Source organism: Microbacterium aurantiacum (genome assembly GCF_002872075.1).
Taxonomy (GTDB): Bacteria; Actinomycetota; Actinomycetes; order Actinomycetales; family Microbacteriaceae; genus Microbacterium; species Microbacterium aurantiacum_A.
Genome location: NZ_PGGU01000002.1, coordinates 93,621 through 111,039, shown reverse-complemented (window position 1 = coordinate 111,039; position 17,419 = coordinate 93,621). Strand labels below are relative to the sequence as shown.

The following is a 17,419-nucleotide window of genomic DNA, read 5'->3' as shown; positions in this document are numbered from 1 at the left end:
CGCGATCACAGGTCGGCGTGGCGCCGGGCCTCCCAGCCGGTGCGCACCATCTCGTCGACCGAGTAGCGCATGGTCCAGTCCAGGTCGCGCGCGGCGAGCTCGCCGGTGGCCACGATGCGGTCGGGGTCGCCGGCGCGGCGGGGGCCGACCTCGGGTGTGAAGTCGATGCCGGTGACGCGGGCCACTGCATCCATGATCTGCTTCACGCTCAGCCCGTCACCCGACCCGAGGTTGTACGCGGCCTCGATCGGTTCGCCCGCGGCGAGCCGCTGGGCCGCCGCGACATGCGCCGCAGCGATGTCGCCGACGTGCACGTAGTCGCGCACGTTCGTGCCGTCTTCGGTGGCGTAGTCGTCGCCGTTGATCCGCGGTGTCTTCCCGGCCAAGAGCGCCTCGAACACGATCGGGAAGAGGTTGTGCGGGCTCACGTCGTAGACGGCCGGATCGGCGGACCCGACCACGTTGAAGTAGCGCAGGGAGGTGTGGCGCAGCGGACGGTCGGAGCCGGCGGTCGCGATCGCCTGATCGCGCAGCAGCCACTCGCCGATGAGCTTGGACTCCCCGTAGGGGCTCGCTGGCTTCTTCTCCGTCTCCTCGACGACGAGGGAGACGTCGGGGGTCCCGAAGACGGCCGCGGACGACGAGAAGACGATGTTCGCCACGCCCGCCGCCTCCATCGCCTCGAGGATCACCCGGGTGCCCTCGACGTTCTGCGCGTACGTGTGCAGCGGGCGCTGCACGGAGACGCCGGCGTACTTGAAACCCGCGACGTGGATGACGCCCTCGGCCGCGTGGTCGCGGAGCGTCTTCTCGACGATCTCGCCGTCGAGGATGCTGCCCTGCACGAAAGGCACGCCCTCCGGGATGAACGAGGCGACGCCACTGGACAGGTCGTCGAGGACCACGGGGGTGAGTCCGGCATCCGCGAGTGCGCGCACGACGTGCGCTCCGATGTAGCCGGCGCCGCCGGTGACGATCCAGGACATGTGTTCCTCTCCTTGCGCGGGCGCGCGATGCTCATTCTCCCAGTTGTGCTCCTGGGATCTTCTTCCTGAGGCTCAGGCGTCGCGGTGCGCGCCGGCAGAAGGCGTCACCGTGAACAGGTGCGGTTCGGTGAAACCGGATGCCGCGAACGCGGCGCGCACCGCATCGGCCACGTCCGCCACCGCATCCTGTTCGACGAGGGCGATGGCGGCGCCGCCGAACCCGCCGCCGGTCATCCGTGCGCCGATTGCTCCGGCGGCCAGCGCCGAGGCGACCGCCGTGTCGAGCTCGGGGACCGAGATCTCGAAGTCGTCCCGCATCGATGCGTGCGAGGCGACGAGGAGGTCGCCGATCGCCCGCGCGCCGTGCTCGCGGAGCATCCGCACCGTGTCGAGCACGCGCTGGTTCTCGGTGACGATGTGCCGCACACGACGGAACGTCACGTCGTCCATCAGGGTGGCCGCGCGGTCGAGGTCGGCGACCGAGACGTCTCGCAGGCTCGGTACGCCCATGATCGCGGCTCCGCGCTCGCACGCCGCGCGGCGGTCGCGGTAGCCGCCCGTCGAATGGGCGTGCTGCACGCGGGTGTCCATCACGAGAATGGCCAGTCCCGCCTGGGCGACGCCCACCGGTACGAGATTCGCCTCCAGCGATCGGCAGTCGAGGAAGATCGCCGCATCCGGTTCGCCGAGCATCGACGCCATCTGGTCCATGATCCCGGTGGGCGCGCCGACGGCCTCGTTCTCGGCGCGGCGGCCGATCCGGGCCAGCGCCGCACGGTCGAGGCCGGTGTTCCAGAGGTCGTTGAGGGCCGACGCCGTCGCGCCCTCGATCGCGGCGGAGGACGAGAGTCCTGCTCCGACCGGGACATCCGAGGCGATCGCGATGTCGATGCCGCTGAACCCGTTCCCCGAGCCCGTCGAACGGGTCGCCTGCTGTAGCGCCCATGCCACACCGAGCGGGTAGGCGGCCCACTCCGGGACCGCGGGTTCGCTGCCGGTCGCTGTCGGGAAGAGACGATCCAGCTCGTCGAGTCCGACCTCGATCTGCTCATCGGTGAAGGTCGAGGCCACACGGATGCGGGCGTCGTCACGAAGACCGACCGCCGCGACCGTCCGATGCGGGATCGCGAACGGGAGGACGAACCCCTCGTTGTAGTCGGTGTGCTCGCCGATGAGGTTCACGCGCCCCGGCGCGGACCACAGGCCCGCCGGAGCGTGGCCGGTGAGCGCGGTGAGGAGCGAACGCGCGGCCTCCTGCGAAGCGGTCTCCTGGGGAACCGGAAGGCTCATGCGGTCACCTCGTCGATGCTCGCGATGGCCTCGCGAAGACGCGCCGCGGACTGCTCGGGCGGGATCTCAGCGGTCCACGCCCACATCGCCGCCTCCGATCCGGCGAGGAACTTCAGCTTGTCGGCGGCCCGGCGGGGGCTGGTCAGCTGCAGGTGCAGCCGCACGGTCTCGCGCCCGACGTGCACAGGGGCCTGATGCCACGCGGCGATGTACGGGGTAGGCGAGCCGTAGAGGGCGTCCACGCCGCGCAGCAGGCGCAGGTACAGGGGGGCGAGTTCGTCGCGCTCGGCGTCCGTCGTCTCGGCGAAGTCCGGCACGTGCCGGTGCGGCATCAGATGCACCTCGAGAGGCCAGCGTGCGGCGAAGGGCACGAACGCGGTCCAGTGCTCACCGCGGAACACGACCCGCTCGGAGGCCTGTTCGAACTCGAGGAGGTGCTGGAAGAGGCCCGGGGCGGTGCGGTCGATGCTGTCGAGCAGACGGGTCGTGCGCGGGGTCACATACGGGTAGGCGTAGATCTGGCCGTGCGGATGCGGCAGGGTGACGCCGATCGCCTCGCCACGGTTCTCGAACGGGAAGACCTGCTCTACGCCGGGCAGCTGCGACAGCGCGGCCGTGCGATCGGCCCACGCCTCGATCACGGTGCGGGCGCGGGTGACGGACTGGGTGCCGAACGACCCGGTGTGCTCGGGGCTGAAGCAGACCACTTCGCAGCGTCCGACCGAGGTCCGGGTGCGGCCCAGCCCGAGCGCACCGAGGTCGTCGAGGCCGCGCGGCGCATCCTTCGCGGCCGGGGCCTCGCCGAGCGCCTCCGCCAGTGCGGGACCGAAGGCGGGGGAGCGGTTCTCGAACACGGCGACGTCGTAGCGCGACGGCACCTCGGACGGATTGGTCGGCGTCTGCGGGGCCAGCGGGTCGGCGTCGGCGCTCGGCATCATCACCCGGTTCTGCCGGTTCGCAGCCACCGTGATCCAGTCGCCGGTGAGCACATCGAGACGCATCGTGGCGGTGTCGCCGCGCGGATCGAGCGAGCGCGTGTCGACCGCGCGGTCGGCGCCGAGCGTCGTGCCGGGGTCGTCGTAGTAGATCAGATCGCGGCCGTCGGCGAGCCGGGTGGCACGCTTGGTGACGCCGGCACCGAGCTGCTCTGTCCACAACTCCGGAGAGATTTCCATGTTCACGTCAACATGGTACGTCGGCGACGGTGATAACGTCAACATTCAGGAGTTGTGGACGGGGGAAGCGCATGACCGGTGATGATCTCAGCTTCGGACCGGGCCCGGGTGCCGGTCGGACACCGCGTTCCGGCCGCAGCTCCGGCCGGGTGTCGATGGCGACGGTCGCTGCGCGGGCGCGAGTCTCCGGGCAGACGGTCTCCCGTGTCGTGAACGGCAGCCCCCGCGTCGACCCCGGCACGCGGGAGCGCGTCGAGCGGGCCATGGCCGAGCTCGGCTACCGGCCGCATCGCGCCGCACGGGCGCTGCGCACCGGCCGCTCGCAGACCATCGGGCTGGTGGTCACCACCCTCGCCACGGTCGGCAACTCGCGGATGCTGCAGGCTACAGCGGAAGCGGCCGGGGAACGTGGCTATGCCCTCACCGTCATCACGGCCGGCGTCACCGTGGCGGATGCCTTCGAGCGGCTCGCCGAGCAGGAGGTTGACGGCGCGATCGTGCTCAACGAGGCCTCCGCACTCGTGCCTGCCGCCCAGCGCCCGGCCGGACTTCGGCTGGTCGTCGTCGACGCGCTGACCGATGACGGCTTCCGCTCCGTGCACAGCGACCATGCGGGCGGCGCGGCCACCGCCACGGCGCACCTGCTCGGGCTCGGGCACAGCGCTGTGCACCATCTCGCAGGCCCCGCCGACTCCTTCGCCGCCGCCGAACGCGAGCGCGGCTGGCGTGAGACGCTCAGGGCCGCCGGCATCCGTCCTCCCGCTGTGGTCCGCGGAGACTGGAGTGCCGAGTCGGGCTACGCGGCCGGCACCGCGCTGGGCGCGGCATCCGCTGTCTTCTGCGCCAACGATCAGATGGCACTGGGCCTGCTGCGTGCGCTCGCCGAGAGCGGTCGGCGCGTGCCGGAGGATGTCAGCGTGATCGGCTTCGACGACGTGCCGGATGCCGCGAACTACCGCCCGCCGCTGACCACGATCCGTCAGGACTTCACAGCGCTCGCGCAGCGCGCGGTCGAGGCGCTCGTCGCGGATATCGAGGGGGCTGACGCGGCACCGGGCCCATTGGTCGTGCCGACGGCGTTGATCGAGCGCGCGAGCGCCGGCTGACGTCGCCCTTGCGGGTGGTGCCCTCCGGCCGTGATCAGGGGATCACGATTCAGCGCGCGGGCGCCGTGGATTCGCGCGCGTGCAGAGTCGGACTCAGGGTCACCCGGTGCACGGGACGCGAGGGGTCGGCGAGGCGCCGGGCGAGCAGATCGACCGCTGCAGCGCCGACCGCACCGCGCGGAGGGCTGATCGCGGTGAGCGCCGGGGTGAACAGCTGGGCGACCTCGTCGTCGTAGGCGATGACGGACAGGTCCTCCGGCACGGCGAGCCCCCGGTTGAGGGCGATGTCGATGAACGCCATCGCCGCGGGGTCCGGGTGGACGAGCAGTCCGGTCACGCCCTTCTCGAGCGCGGTGTCGATGGCGGTGTTCACGGCCGAGGTGAAGCCGGGGACGTTGCGATCAGGGATCAGGCTCTCGAAGTGGGCGTCTGGGCCCAGCTCGAGCTCCTCGCACGCGGCGGCCCATCCCCTGACGACCTTGCGGCCGGTGGGGGAGTCGCGCGACACGATGAGACCGAGCCGCCGGTGTCCGAGTTCAGCGAGGTGCCTGGCGGCGAGCACGGCGCCGAAGGCATGGTCGGTCGTGACGCTCTCGACGGGCTCTCGCCCCGGGAGCACGACCGCATCGCGCTCGACGAACACGCTCGGGATGTCAGACGACGCGAGCCACTGCACCACATCCTGCGCGTGGGCGGCGTCGGGGTTCGGAGCCACGATCAAGCCCCGGATGTCATCCGACGCCACGAGGCGCTCCAGGACGGGTCGCTCGTCCTGGAGCTCGTACGACGCGCCGCGGAGCACCAGGCGCAGACCGCGACGCTGCGCCTCGGCCTCCATTCCGCGGAACACGCCTGGCCAGTAGTACGCGAGCGAGGGGACCAGAACAGCGATCGCTCCGCCGGTGGCGGGCTGCGCGGCATCGACGGGCGCCGCAGCGGCCACGGGAACGGCACCGCCGTGGACCCGCTCGAGGTGGCCTTCCTCCTCGAGTTGCTGGAGATCCCGGCGGAGGGTGACCGGGGCGACGCCGAGTTCCTCGGTGAGCTGCGAGACCCGCACGATCCCGTCGCGCACCAGGGCGGCGAGGATGTGCGCATGGCGCGCCGGCGCCAAGGGGGCGTGCTGCTGATCGGTCATGGACTCAGCATAGCTGATCGAAAATGATCGAATGTGGATTATTCACGGGTTGTCTTGATCGAAACAGAATGATAATCTCCAAACGATCGCGACCGAAGGCTCTGGTCGCGGCATCCCGGAGCAGCATTCAAAGGAGAAGTCCGTGGCGTTCGAGCGCACCAGCGAAGCGGCGAAAGAGCACCGTAGCGAAGTGACGGAGGAGCATCGCGCCGATGCGGAATGGACCCGCGCCGATCTGCTCGCGTACGCCGACGGTCTGCTCGCCGCCGTCCGCCCCTGGGCCTCCGAGAACGGCGCCCGCATCACGCTCCCCGGGGCCTCCGGCGGCTACGGCGTCGACGTCGACGGGCTCGAGGGCTTCGTGCGCACCTTCCTGCTCGCCGGCTTCCGCATCGCCGGTGCCCGCGGTGAAGGAGTCGAGGATCTCATCGACTTCTATTCGCGCGGCATCGTCGCGGGTGTCGACCCCGAGAGCACCGATCGCTGGGTGCGCCCCGACGAGCATGGCCAGGCCAAAGTCGAAGCCGCCTCGATCGCGCTCATCCTCGACATGACCCGGCCGTGGATCTGGGATCGCCTCGATGCGATCACCCGCGAGCGCGTGATCGACTACCTCTCGCCGATCGTGGGCGATGAGACCTATCCGGCCAACAACTGGCTGTGGTTCCGGGTGGTCGTCGAGACCTTCCTGCGCTCGGTGGGAGGCCCGTGGTCGCAGGCCGACATCGACGACGACCTGGCCCGCCATGACTCCTTCCTCCGCGAGGGCGGCTGGATCTCCGACGGAGACGAGCGCGCCTACGATCACTACGTCGGCTGGGCGTTGCATCTCTATCCCGTGCTGTGGGCGCGGATGCAGGGCGCAACCGAGCTCGCGAACGGCCGCACAGCCGGCGACATCGCGCGTCTCGACGCCTTCCTGCAGGACGCGATCGCGATGGTCGGCGCCGACGGCTCCCCCCTCATCCAAGGGCGTAGCCTCGTCTACCGCTTCGCTGCTGCCGCCCCCTACTGGGCCGGCGTGATCGCGGAGGTGCCGTCGGTTCCGGCCGGGCAGCTGCGCCGCGCGGCATCCGGCATCGTCCGCCATTTCGCCGCCAACGGCGCGCCGAACGCCGACGGGTTGCTCGACCTCGGCTGGCACGGCGAATGGCGTCGCCTCGCGCAGAACTACTCGGGCACCGGGTCACCCTACTGGGCGGCCAAGGGGCTGCTCGGCATCGCCCTGCCGGAAGATCACCCCGTGTGGTCCGCGCCGTCCGTGCCCCTGCCCGTCGAGACCGCCGATACGCTGCGCGTCGCCGTCGCTCCGGCCTGGATCATCTCCGCCACCGTCGACGACGGCATCGTGCGCGTCGTCAACCACGGCGCCGACCACGCGCACCCCGGAGACCTCGTCGGGGATTCACCGCTGTACGCCCGCCTCGGCTACTCCACGGTCACGAGCCCGCTGCTGAACGGCGACGCCTGGGCCGAGCCGCTCGAGCAGTCAGCCGCCCTCCTGCACGCCGACGGGCGGGCGAGTCATCGCGCCGGCATGCGCACGCTCGGCGTCCGTCTGGACGGAGATGTCGCGATCGCGGGATCCACGGCGACCGCGCACTGGATAGCCCCGGCCGCAACCCAGACCCGGCACGGTTCCGGCATCGTCGGTGACGTGGAGATCGCCGGCACCGTCACCACCTGGTCGATCGTGCGGGGAGCGTGGGAGGTGCGCCTCGTGCGCGTCGACACCGTGGAAGCGGATGCCGCGCCCGCCGCGCTGCGCATCGGCGGCTGGGCGATCGCGGCGGATGCCACAGACGACGCCGTATCGGACGACGGTGCGACGGCCGCCGCCCGCGGCCGCTGCAGCACGATCGTCGCGCTCACCTCCGGCGGCACGCCCGCGGTCGAGACCCGCCAGGATGCGAGCCCGCTCGGCGATGCGGCATCGGTTCCGGTCATCACCCACCCGGTCGCGATGGGCGAGTGGATCGTGACAGCCGTGCACCTGTCCGATCGCGCCCCGGCATCCGCCCCCTCCGTCCGGATCGACGGCGACATCGCCGTCACCTGGCCCGACTCCACCGTCACCGAACACCGGCTCGCCTGAGCCGGAGACCCCGTCCCGTCCCTGGGCATCCGCAATTGCAAAGGAGCAGTACCTCATGAACCGCAAGATCCTCGCCGCCGGCAGCATCGCCGCAGTCGCGACCCTGGCCCTCGCCGGTTGTTCCGGCACACCCGACGCCGCGGAGAGCGCCGACCCCGACGCCCCGATCACCCTGACGCTGTCCGGGTGGAGCATCGACACCACGCCCGAGTTCCAGACGCTCGCCGACGCGTTCACGAAGGAGCACCCGAACGTCACGATCGAGCTCAAGGAGTACGACGCCGCCGAGTACAACACGCTCGTCACCGCCGACCTCGCCGCCGGTTCCGGCCCCGACATCATCACGCAGAAGGAGGTCAAGTACGTCACCACCTTCCAGGAGGGCGGCCAGCTGCTCGACGTCTCCGATGTGAAGCTCCCCGATGGCATCAGCGGCGCCGAGTCCTACGAGGTCGACGGTGCTGCGTACGCCGTGCCCTACCGCCAGGACTCCTGGGTGCTCTTCTACGACAAGGACCTCTTCGACGCCGCAGGGGTCGAACACCCCGACGGCTCCTGGACCTGGGACGACTACGCCGACGCCGCCGAGGCGCTGACCACCGACACCGTCAAGGGCGCGTACCTGCACCGCTGGCAGTCCACCGTGCAGGGCTTCGCGAACGCGCAGACCGGCACCAGCGTCCTCGACGGCGACTACGGCAACCTGAAGGACTACTACGACAACACGCTGGCGCTGCAGGCTGCCGGCGACCAGGTCGACTTCAACACCTCCACCGCCAACCAGCTCACCTACCAGGGCGAGTTCGGCACCCAGAAAGCGGCGATGATGCTGATGGGCACCTGGTACACGGCCACCCTGATCGCCCAGCAGGCCTCGGGCGACGCCAACGACTTCGAGTGGGGCATCGCCCCTGCGCCGCAGCTCGACGACAAGACCGCCGGCACCGACAACACCCCGGTGACCTTCGGAGACCCGACCGGCTTCGGCATCAACGCGAACATCGACTCTGCGAAGGCCGATGCGGCCAAGCAGTTCCTCGAGTTCGCCGCGTCCGAGGAGGGCGCTCAGGCGCTCGCCGCGATCGGCATCACCCCGGCTCTGACGAACGACGCCGTCGTGGAGAGCTACTTCTCGGTCGAGGGCGCTCCGACCGATGACCTGTCGAAGTTCGCCTGGTCGACCCACGAGGTGCTCCCCGAAAACCCGACGTCCAGCAAGACGGCGACGATCCAGGGCATCCTCGCCGACCTGCACACTGCCGTCATGTCCGGCTCGGCGTCGATCGACGACGCGATCAAGACAGCCGAAGACCGCGTGAAGAACGAGGTCGGCTGACCCTGTCGGGGGCCGGCCGCCGGTCGGCCCTCGACATCGCGCCCCCGCGCCGCATCCACCGCCGCCTCATCCAGGAGACGAAAGACATGACCACCACCGAGGCCCCGCCCCGCGGCACGGCCCCACGGCCGGCGAAGAATCCGAAGCCGCCGAAGCTGCCGAAGCGCCGCTCGGCGCTGCGCCGCCGCAACGCCCTGATCGGCTGGAGCTTCATCCTGCCGAACTTCATCGGATTCGGGTTCCTCACCCTGCTCCCGGTGCTGATCCTCTTCTACATGGCGTTCACGAACTGGAACGTCTTCGGCAAGGCCGACTGGGTGGGGTTGACGAACTTCCAGCGCCTGATGGGCGACGGCAGCTTCCACATCGCGTTCTGGAACACCATCTACTACTCGGTGATGCACATCCCGCTGACGATGGTCGTCGCGCTGGGACTCGCTCTCCTGCTGAACAACAAGCTCCGCGGCGTCGCCTTCTTCCGCACCGCGGCCTTCTTCCCCTACATCACCTCGATCGTCGCGATCGCGGTCGTCTGGAACCTGCTCTTCAGCCCCGACTACGGGCCCGTCAACGAGGTCCTTCGCGCGATCGGGATCTCCGAGCCCCCCGGCTGGCTCACCTCCTCGGAGTGGGCGATGCCCGCCGTCGTCATCGTCAGCACCTGGCGCGACATGGGCTATTACATGATCCTGTTCCTCGCCGGTCTCCAGACCGTGCCGCGTGAACTGCACGAGGCCGCGCGCGTCGACGGCGCGAGCGTCTGGCAGCGCTTCGTCAACGTGACGCTGCCGTGCCTGCGGCCGACGATGTTCTTCGTCACCGTGATGCTCACGATCAACTCCTTCAAGGTCTTCGACCTGATCCTCGTGATGACCGACGGCGGGCCCGGCCAGTCGACGCTCGTCCTGTCGCAGTTCATCTACAAGAAGGGCTTCGAGGAGTCGCAGTTCGGCTACGCGTCAGCCGCGGCCGTGGCGCTGTTCTTCCTCTGCATCCTCGTCACCGTCGGCCAGTTCCTCTGGAACAAGAAGCGGAGCGCATGATGACCGAGACCCAGGTCCTCGTCACCGGAGGCACGCTGCGCAAGCTCAGCGGCCCCGCCCCGGCAGCCCGCGTGCGCGCCGGCCGCACCGCCGGCCGCATCGTCGGCTACATCGCCCTGATCATCGCCGCGATCGGCCTGCTGGCCCCGTTCGCCTGGATGGTGATGAGCTCGCTGAAGAACGCCAACGAGGTGTTCTCGGTGCCCGTGGTCTGGGTGCCGGAGATCTTCGTGTGGCAGAACTACGTCGACATCTGGACGAAGTCGGACATGCTCGTCTGGATCCGCAACACACTGTTCCTGGCCGTCAGCGTGACGTTCCTGCAGGTGCTCACGGGATCGTTCGCCGCCTACGGCTTCGCGCGCATGCGCTTCGCCGGGCGGGACATCCTGTTCCTCGCCTACATCGGCACGATCGCGGTTCCGTGGCAGTCGTACATGATCCCGCAGTTCATCCTGCTGTCGAACCTCAAGGTGTCGAACACGCTGTGGGCGATCATCCTGCTGCAGGCGTTCGGCGCCTTCGGGGTGTTCCTGATGAAGCAGTACTACGAGACGATCCCCGAGGAGCTGAGCGAGGCCGCGCGCCTGGACGGGCTCAGCGAGTACGGCATCTGGCGCCGCATCATGCTGCCGCTGTCGATCCCGGCGATCGCGAGCCTCACGCTGCTCACCTTCGTGAACACGTGGAACGACTATCTGGGGCCGCTGATCTATCTGCGCAATCCCGACCTGTGGACGATCCAGCTCGGACTCAAGAGCTTCGTCTCGAACCTCTTCGACACGAACTACGCGCTGCTGTTCGCCGGCCTGACGATCTCGGTCCTGCCCATCGCGATCATCTTCCTGCTCGGCCAGAAGTACTTCGTCGAGGGCATCGCCACGAGCGGGATGAAGGGCTGATCGATGAAGCGGATCTCGCACGACGCCTGGGCGACCATCCTCGGCGTCGTCTATCTCGGCCTGATGTCGAACTTCCTCGTCCTCCTCGCGGCCGCACCCCTCGTGGTGCTGCTGATGACCACCGACCCGATGCTGTCCTGGCCGATGCTGGCTCTCGCGGCGCCCGTGGCGGCTCCGGCTCTCACGGGCGCGTTCACGGCGTTCCGCGAGTTCGGGCGCGGCGAGCCGCAGGTGGTGCGGTCGTTCTTCCGAGGCTGGAAGACGACCTGGCGCAAGGGGATGCTGATCGGGGCAGCCGCCGCGGCATCCGTCGTCGTCCTGCTCGTCGACGTGCGTGCGGTGGCTGCACTGCCGGCGTCCGTCGTCGTGGTCCCGGTGCTGGTCCTGCTCACCGCGATCGCCGTCGCGACCGCGCTCGTCGCGCTCGTCGCACTCGCCGAGGCGCCGCAGGCACGCCTGCGCGACATCCTCAAGGCGGCGCTCTACCTGAGCGTGCGGCGCTGGTATCTGAGCGTGCTGTCGTTCGCGGTGCTGGGCGTGCAGTTCGCCCTGTTCACCACGATGCCGGCGATCGCGATCGGCCTGACCTGCGCACCGGCCCTGTACGTCGCGTGGGCGAACAGCCGCTACACGCTGCGCCCGGTTCTCGACCTCGAAGAGGTGCGGGCGTGAGGGTGCGCACCGCGATGAGTCCCGAGGTGTTCGACCTGCTCTTCGACTCCGCTCGCCTGCAGCGGCTGCAGGCGCTGACCTCGTCTTCGCCTCTCGCGATCGACCACGGCGACCTCGCGGACACCGAGATCCTGCTGACCTCCTGGGGGGCGCCGCGGCTCGACGCCGAGATGCTCGACCGCATGCCCCGGCTGCGTGCTGTCGTGCACGCCGCCGGCAGCGTGCAGGGCCTCGTCTCCGACGCGCTGTGGAGGCGCGAGATCATCGTGACCTCCGCGGCCGACGCCAACGCGGTCCCGGTCGCCGAGTACACCTTCGCGACGATCATCCTCGCGTTCAAGCGCGCCTTCCTGCACATGCGCACCCCCTCGGCCATCCTCGGCTGGGGCGATCTGGTCGGCTCGCTGAAGTACGGCAGCGTCGGCAGGACGGTGGGTATCGTCGGATTCTCGCGGATCGGTCGCCGGGTGGTGCGGATGCTCGGCCAGCTCGACGATGTTCGCATCCTCGTCGCCGACCCGTTCGTCGCGCCGGAGGTCGTCGCAGCGGCGGGGGCGGAGCTCGTCTCTCTCGGGTCATTGCTCGGACAGGTCGATGTGCTGTCGTTGCATGCCCCGGCGCTGCCGGAGACGCACCACATGATCGGCGGTACCGAGCTCGCCGCCCTGCGCGACGGCGCCACCGTGATCAACACGGCGCGCGGCTGGATCCTCGATCACGACGCGCTGCTGCGGGAGTGCGCCTCCGGGCGGCTGGACGCCGTCCTCGACGTGACGGAGCCTGACCCGCTGCCGGCCGACTCGCCGCTGCGCGAACTGCCGAACGTGGCGCTGACCCCGCATATCGCCGGATCGATGGGCACCGAGGCGCGCCGGCTCGCGGACTCGGCCCTCGATGACATCGAGACGCTGCTCCGCGGGGGGATCCTGTCGCAGGTGATCACCCGGCGGGACATGGAACTCAGCGCGTAGGTCGACATGGACGGACAGGATGAGGGTGATGCCGGGCTGATCGAACGCGGAGCGCTGCTGCACATCTGGCAGTCGTCGCAGGGCGATGCCATCCCGCATCTCGTGCCCAGCTCTTCCGACCGCGCCGCCTGGCAGTCCATCGATCAGGAGGCGCGGGATCTCATCCTGGCGGCGGCCGACGCCGCGCACGGTGAGACCTGGATCGTGCCCCGGCTCTCGCAGTGGTCGGACTTCGCGCGGACCGGGGATCGCCGAGGCTACGAGTCGGTCGACTTCGCGCACAAGCGGCGTATTCGACTGGCGGTCCTCGCCGCCGCGATCGACCCGTCGCCTGCACGTGTGATCGAGGCGGCCGACGGGCTGTGGACCCTCTGCGAGCAGTCGACCTGGTGCTGGCCCGCGCACGATGACGCATTCTCTCGGGGGCTGCTCACCACCGACGTCGACCGCCCGTTCCTCGATCTGGGGGCGGGGGAGTGCGCGGCGCTCGCCGGGTGGGCGGCTCTCATTCTGGGCGACGCCCTCGACGTCGAAGTGCCCGGAGTGATGCCGCGACTGCGCGCTGAGGTCGAACGCCGCATCCTGACACCGCTGATGCAGCGCCGTGACTGGTGGTGGGAGAACCGCGAGATCAACAACTGGCTGGCATGGATCGTCGGCAACGTCATCCCCGCGGCCGTCGCGTTCAGCGAAGGGGAGCGTCAAGAGCGGCTGCTCGAGAGATGCGTCGACGGCCTCGACCGCTACCTGTCGCATCTCCCCGCCGACGGTGGCATCGACGAGGGCTTCGCGTACTGGTGGCAGGGTGCCGGTCGGGCATTCGACGGCCTCGTGCTGCTCGATACGCTCTCCGGCGGCCGGATCGGGTCGGAGGCGGTCGGCGGAGCGCTGTCCGGGCTGCGCGAGCTCGCCCGGTTCCCCGAGCGGATGCTGCTCGGCGATGACTGGGTCGCCAGCTACTCCGACGCGGAGGCGCGGATCGGGGCGGACGTGCCCTGGTTCTCGCTGTTCCGTGCGGCGCAGTTCTGCGGGCTCGAGGAAACCGCGGCGTTCGCGGCCGGCCGGAGGGTGGCGGGCCGCACCCTCGGGCTGCAGGCCGATACGGTCGGCGGGATCGGCCGCATGATCGGCGAGTCGTTCGATGCCCGGTGGCGCGCGACTCCGCCCCGCGGAGCGCCTTACCCGCGGCAAGCGGAGTTCGCCTCGATCGCCGTCGGCATCCGGCGGGAGCGCGAGGGCGACTCCACCGGGCTGACCGTCATCGTGAAGGCGGGGCACAACGCCGAGAGTCACAACCACAACGACCTCGGATCGGTGTCCGTGGCGGTCGACGGGGTGCCGCTGCTCGCCGACCTCGGCCGCGGGGTGTACACCGCGACCACCTTCTCCGAGCAGCGGTACTCGCTGTGGCATCTGAGCAGCGAGTGGCACAGCCTCCCGCATCCTCACGGGCTCGAGCAGCTGCCGGGCCGGGAGTGGGAGGCGCCGCTGCAGCCCCTCGATGAAGGCTGGTCGATCGACCTGAGCGGGGCGTACCCCTGGCCGGACGGAGCGGACCGCGAGTGGACGAGGCTGGTCCGACTCAGTGACGGCGAAGTGCTCGTTCGCGACGAGGGAGCCGCCGTCGGCGCGGAGGGCACCCGCATCGCCATCGTGTGCGCCGGCGTGCCCGAGCGGGTGGGCGACCGCATCCTCGTCCCCGGGCGGCACGGCTCCCGCCCCCTGATGCTGGTCCACGACCCGGCGGAGGTCGTGATCGAGACGCGCGCGACCGGCGACCCCTATCTCCAGGATTCCTGGGGGGACGAAGTGTCGCGGATCCTGTTCGCTCCGCGCCGCGGCGTCGATTCCTGGGAGCTGCGCGGAAGGATCTGACTCAGATCGAGTCGCGCACGATCGAGATTCGGCTACCGAGCGACGACGGTCGTCTCGAAGCTGTACATGTCGGGGCGGTAGCAATGGTGACCGACCTCGACGGCGCGTCCGCTGTTGTCGAAGGCGATGCGCTGCATCGTGAGCACGGGTCCGCCGCGATCGATGTCCAGAAGTTCGCTCTCGTCGCCGTGCGTTCGGCGGGCGCCGATCTTCTGCTTCGCCACGCTGATCGCCACCCCGCGGCCTCGGAGGATCTGATAGAGGCCCCGCGCCTCGAGCTGGGCGGGCGTGATGTCGGCGAAGTCCACGGGAAGAGTGTTCTCCAGGATCGCGACCGGTGTGGTGCCGGTGAATCGCAGGCGTCTCAGGTACAGGATGTCGGCGCCGACAGCGATGCCGAGGGCTTGGGCGACCTCGTCGGTGGCTGGGCGCACTTCGAGATCGAGGACTCGAGTCGCCGGCTCCTGCCTGGCGTTCTGCAGGTCTTCGTACAGGCTGGTCAATTCGACCTGGCGAGTGACCTGCCCCTGGACCACCTGAGTACCCACCCCCCGGCGGCGGACGAGCAGTCCCTTGTCCACCAGCTCCTGGATTGCGCGCCGGATCGTCGGCCGCGAGAGCCCGAGCCGCTCCGCGATCGCGATCTCGTTCTCGAGGCGGGAACCGGGAGGGATCTCTCCGGAGCGGATCGCCGCTTCGAGGCGACTGGACACCTGGAAATAGAGAGGCACGGGTCCCGAGCGGTCGATATCGGCCGCGAGATCTTCCGGCCACACTGTTTCTCCGGCGCTCATTGGTCCACTCCGCTCGCGTTCATGACGGCGAAACCGTCGAATGTCCCGACAATATAGCTTTTCGTCTCCTCTGCGCATGCGTCCCGAGGAAGTCCTGTCCAGGCCGCACCGTATGAGCTATTGTTAGAACATGAATTCCGGCATCCCCTCTCGGGTGCCCGTGCGCGACGAGCACGAGGCATCCGACACGCGCATGGACGTGTTGGCCTTCGGACGTCTCGGGGTCGACCTCTATCCGCTGCAGTCCGGCGTGGGCCTGGAGGATGTGGAGACGTTCGGGAAATCCCTCGGCGGCAGTGCCGCCAACGTCACGGTCGCTGCGGCCAAGTACGGCCATGCAGCTGCACTGATCTCCCGCGTCGGCGACGACCCGTTCGGTCGCTACCTCATCGCGGAGCTGGGCCGGCTCGGCGTGGACGCTCGTTTCGTCGGGGTCGACTCGAGCCTGAAGACCCCCCTGACCTTCTGCGAGATCTTCCCGCCCGACAACTTCCCGCTGTACTTCTATCGCGAACCGCTGGCCCCCGACCTGAACGTCGGCCCGGCCGACCTCGACGGCGATGCCATCCGCTCCGCGGGAGTCTTCTGGCTCACCGTCACCGGATTCAGCAAGGAGCCGAGTCGCGCCGCCCACTTCGATGCTCTCCGGATTCGCGACCGTGCGGAGTTCACCGTCCTGGACCTGGACTACCGCCCGATGTTCTGGGAGCGTCGCGAGGATGCGACCGCTCAGATCGAGAAGGCGCTGGAGTACGTCACCGTCGCCGTGGGCAACCAGGAGGAGTGCGAAGTGGCCGTCGGGGAGAGCGAACCGCTCCGCGCCGCCGACGCGCTGCTGGAGCGCGGCGTGCAGCTGGCGATCATCAAGCAGGGTCCGCGCGGGGTGCTGGCGCGCACACGCGACGAACTCGTCGAGGTGCCCGCGCATCTGGTCGATGTCGTCAACGGCCTCGGCTCGGGCGACGCCTTCGGCGGCGCGCTGTGCAACGGCCTCCTGCGGGGATGGGATCTGGAGGCCACGCTGCGCTACGCGAATGCCGCCGGCGCCATCGTGGCATCGCGCCGGGAGTGCTCGACCGCCATGCCGACCGGCGCTGAGGTCGAAGAGGTCCTGGAGGGATGATGGAAACGATCGACGGCGCCATCGATCTGCCGCGCCTGCGCGAGGGACGCGCGACTCACCCGGAGGCGATCGCTCAGGCCTTCGCGACCCGGCGCCGCAGGCCGCTCCTGCGGGGAGACGGCCGGCTGTTCATCATCGCCGCCGACCATCCTGCGCGCGGCTCGCTGGGCATCGGAAGCGATGCCCTCGCGATGGCGAACCGCAACGAGCTTCTCGCCCGGCTCGCGGTGGCGCTGCGTCATCCCGGAGTCGACGGCGTGCTCGGCACCCCCGACATCCTCGATGACCTCGCCCTGCTGGGGCTGCTGGATGACAAGATCGTCGTCGGTTCGATGAACCGGGGTGGTCTGCGTGGCGCGACGTTCGAGATGGACGATCGTTTCACCGCGTATGACGTGCCGTCGATGATGTCCAGCGGGATCGACTTCGCCAAGACGCTCATGCGGATCGACCTGGGCGACCCGGCCACCGCGACGACCATGGAGGCGACCGCGGCGGCGATCACGGCCGCGGCCAACGCGCGGCTGCCGATCATGGTGGAGCCGTTCCTCAGTCGCCGTGACGGCGGCCGGGTCGTCAACGACCTGAGCGCGGATGCGGTCATCCACTCCATCGCGATCGCTTCCGGTCTCGGGGCGAGCAGCGCGTACACCTGGATGAAGCTTCCGGTCGTCGACGAGATGGAGCGCGTCATGGAGGCGACGACGTTGCCGACTCTGCTTCTGGGAGGCGACAACGGAGCCACCCTCGACGAGACCTACGCCAGCTGGGTGCACGCCCTCGCTCTTCCCGGAGTGCGCGGGCTCACCGTCGGTCGCACGCTCCTCTACCCGCCAGACGGCGATGTCGCCGCCGCCGTCGACATCGCCGCCCGACTGGTCCACGCGGCCCATTGATCCGCCCTCGAAGGGAA

Annotated in this window: 15 protein-coding genes; 10 read left to right on the top strand and 5 right to left on the bottom strand. The window is 69.6% G+C overall.

Annotated features, from left to right (window positions below; genetic code table 11):
* Positions 1-5 precede the first annotated feature (5 nt).
* The 3 genes from galE to galT all read right to left on the bottom strand — a co-directional run bounded on the left by galE (position 6) and on the right by galT (position 3,451).
* The gene (galE, locus tag CUR96_RS01035; protein WP_102191436.1) at positions 6-986 is read right to left on the bottom strand and encodes a UDP-glucose 4-epimerase GalE; all 981 of its coding nucleotides are present in this window, start codon (positions 984-986) and stop codon (positions 6-8) included.
* Between the two features lie 72 nt (positions 987-1,058).
* Positions 1,059-2,276 carry a galactokinase gene (gene galK / locus CUR96_RS01030; protein WP_102191435.1) on the bottom strand — a complete coding sequence of 406 codons (1,218 nt, stop codon included), beginning with the start codon at positions 2,274-2,276 and terminating at the stop codon, positions 1,059-1,061.
* A complete protein-coding gene (gene galT, locus CUR96_RS01025) occupies positions 2,273-3,451 on the bottom strand; it encodes a galactose-1-phosphate uridylyltransferase (protein ID WP_102191434.1) in 1,179 nt (392 codons plus the stop codon). Before galT ends, galK begins: the two co-directional genes overlap by 4 nt.
* Positions 3,452-3,606: 155 nt before the next feature.
* On the opposite strand from galT, the gene CUR96_RS01020 reads away from it, so the two are divergent.
* Positions 3,607-4,557, top strand: a complete 951-nt coding sequence (locus tag CUR96_RS01020; RefSeq protein WP_102191496.1) for a LacI family DNA-binding transcriptional regulator — start codon at positions 3,607-3,609, stop codon at positions 4,555-4,557.
* 49 nt (positions 4,558-4,606) lie between these two features.
* Here CUR96_RS01020 and CUR96_RS01015 read toward each other — a convergent pair whose 3' ends face one another.
* Positions 4,607-5,695: a substrate-binding domain-containing protein gene (locus tag CUR96_RS01015; RefSeq protein ID WP_102191433.1), complete on the bottom strand. Its 1,089-nt coding sequence runs from the start codon at positions 5,693-5,695 to the stop codon at positions 4,607-4,609.
* Between the two features lie 142 nt (positions 5,696-5,837).
* Between CUR96_RS01015 and CUR96_RS01010 the strand changes: the two genes are divergently transcribed.
* The 7 genes from CUR96_RS01010 to CUR96_RS00980 all read left to right on the top strand — a co-directional run bounded on the left by CUR96_RS01010 (position 5,838) and on the right by CUR96_RS00980 (position 14,589).
* Positions 5,838-7,790 (top strand): DUF2264 domain-containing protein, encoded by a 1,953-nt coding sequence (locus CUR96_RS01010; protein ID WP_245861048.1) that lies wholly within the window; start codon positions 5,838-5,840, stop codon positions 7,788-7,790.
* A 55-nt stretch (positions 7,791-7,845) separates the two neighbouring features.
* A complete protein-coding gene (locus tag CUR96_RS01005; protein ID WP_102191432.1) occupies positions 7,846-9,126 on the top strand; it encodes an ABC transporter substrate-binding protein in 1,281 nt (426 codons plus the stop codon).
* Between the two features lie 86 nt (positions 9,127-9,212).
* Entirely contained in the window at positions 9,213-10,169 is a 957-nt protein-coding gene (locus tag CUR96_RS01000; protein ID WP_102191431.1) for a carbohydrate ABC transporter permease, read from the top strand.
* The gene (locus CUR96_RS00995) at positions 10,166-11,071 is read left to right on the top strand and encodes a carbohydrate ABC transporter permease (RefSeq protein ID WP_102191430.1); all 906 of its coding nucleotides are present in this window, start codon (positions 10,166-10,168) and stop codon (positions 11,069-11,071) included. The genes CUR96_RS01000 and CUR96_RS00995 overlap by 4 nt, the downstream gene beginning before the upstream one ends.
* Before the next feature lie 3 nt (positions 11,072-11,074).
* Positions 11,075-11,743 carry a DUF624 domain-containing protein gene (locus CUR96_RS00990; protein WP_102191429.1) on the top strand — a complete coding sequence of 223 codons (669 nt, stop codon included), beginning with the start codon at positions 11,075-11,077 and terminating at the stop codon, positions 11,741-11,743.
* Positions 11,740-12,714 carry a hydroxyacid dehydrogenase gene (locus tag CUR96_RS00985; protein WP_245861047.1) on the top strand — a complete coding sequence of 325 codons (975 nt, stop codon included), beginning with the start codon at positions 11,740-11,742 and terminating at the stop codon, positions 12,712-12,714. The genes CUR96_RS00990 and CUR96_RS00985 overlap by 4 nt, the downstream gene beginning before the upstream one ends.
* 6 nt (positions 12,715-12,720) lie before the next feature.
* Positions 12,721-14,589, top strand: coding sequence for a heparinase II/III family protein (locus tag CUR96_RS00980; RefSeq protein WP_102191428.1), 1,869 nt, complete (start codon positions 12,721-12,723; stop codon positions 14,587-14,589).
* 32 nt (positions 14,590-14,621) lie between these two features.
* Here CUR96_RS00980 and CUR96_RS00975 read toward each other — a convergent pair whose 3' ends face one another.
* Positions 14,622-15,383 (bottom strand): GntR family transcriptional regulator, encoded by a 762-nt coding sequence (locus CUR96_RS00975; RefSeq protein WP_102191427.1) that lies wholly within the window; start codon positions 15,381-15,383, stop codon positions 14,622-14,624.
* Positions 15,384-15,576: 193 nt separating this feature from the next.
* Between CUR96_RS00975 and iolC the strand changes: the two genes are divergently transcribed.
* Positions 15,577-16,506 (top strand): 5-dehydro-2-deoxygluconokinase, encoded by a 930-nt coding sequence (iolC, locus tag CUR96_RS00970; protein WP_102191493.1) that lies wholly within the window; start codon positions 15,577-15,579, stop codon positions 16,504-16,506.
* A complete protein-coding gene (locus CUR96_RS00965) occupies positions 16,506-17,402 on the top strand; it encodes a Cgl0159 family (beta/alpha)8-fold protein (protein ID WP_180968900.1) in 897 nt (298 codons plus the stop codon). Before iolC ends, CUR96_RS00965 begins: the two co-directional genes overlap by 1 nt.
* The last annotated feature ends 17 nt before the right edge of the window (positions 17,403-17,419 follow it).

Coding starts and splice junctions, on each gene's coding strand:
- galE (WP_102191436.1), bottom strand. CDS start 986: ATGTCCTGGATCGTCACCGGCGGCGCCGGCTACATCGGAGCGCACGTC.
- galK (WP_102191435.1), bottom strand. CDS start 2,276: ATGAGCCTTCCGGTTCCCCAGGAGACCGCTTCGCAGGAGGCCGCGCGT.
- galT (WP_102191434.1), bottom strand. CDS start 3,451: ATGGAAATCTCTCCGGAGTTGTGGACAGAGCAGCTCGGTGCCGGCGTC.
- CUR96_RS01020 (WP_102191496.1), top strand. CDS start 3,607: ATGGCGACGGTCGCTGCGCGGGCGCGAGTCTCCGGGCAGACGGTCTCC.
- CUR96_RS01015 (WP_102191433.1), bottom strand. CDS start 5,695: ATGACCGATCAGCAGCACGCCCCCTTGGCGCCGGCGCGCCATGCGCAC.
- CUR96_RS01005 (WP_102191432.1), top strand. CDS start 7,846: ATGAACCGCAAGATCCTCGCCGCCGGCAGCATCGCCGCAGTCGCGACC.
- CUR96_RS01000 (WP_102191431.1), top strand. CDS start 9,213: ATGACCACCACCGAGGCCCCGCCCCGCGGCACGGCCCCACGGCCGGCG.
- CUR96_RS00995 (WP_102191430.1), top strand. CDS start 10,166: ATGATGACCGAGACCCAGGTCCTCGTCACCGGAGGCACGCTGCGCAAG.
- CUR96_RS00990 (WP_102191429.1), top strand. CDS start 11,075: ATGAAGCGGATCTCGCACGACGCCTGGGCGACCATCCTCGGCGTCGTC.
- CUR96_RS00980 (WP_102191428.1), top strand. CDS start 12,721: ATGGACGGACAGGATGAGGGTGATGCCGGGCTGATCGAACGCGGAGCG.
- CUR96_RS00975 (WP_102191427.1), bottom strand. CDS start 15,383: ATGAGCGCCGGAGAAACAGTGTGGCCGGAAGATCTCGCGGCCGATATC.
- iolC (WP_102191493.1), top strand. CDS start 15,577: ATGGACGTGTTGGCCTTCGGACGTCTCGGGGTCGACCTCTATCCGCTG.
- CUR96_RS00965 (WP_180968900.1), top strand. CDS start 16,506: ATGGAAACGATCGACGGCGCCATCGATCTGCCGCGCCTGCGCGAGGGA.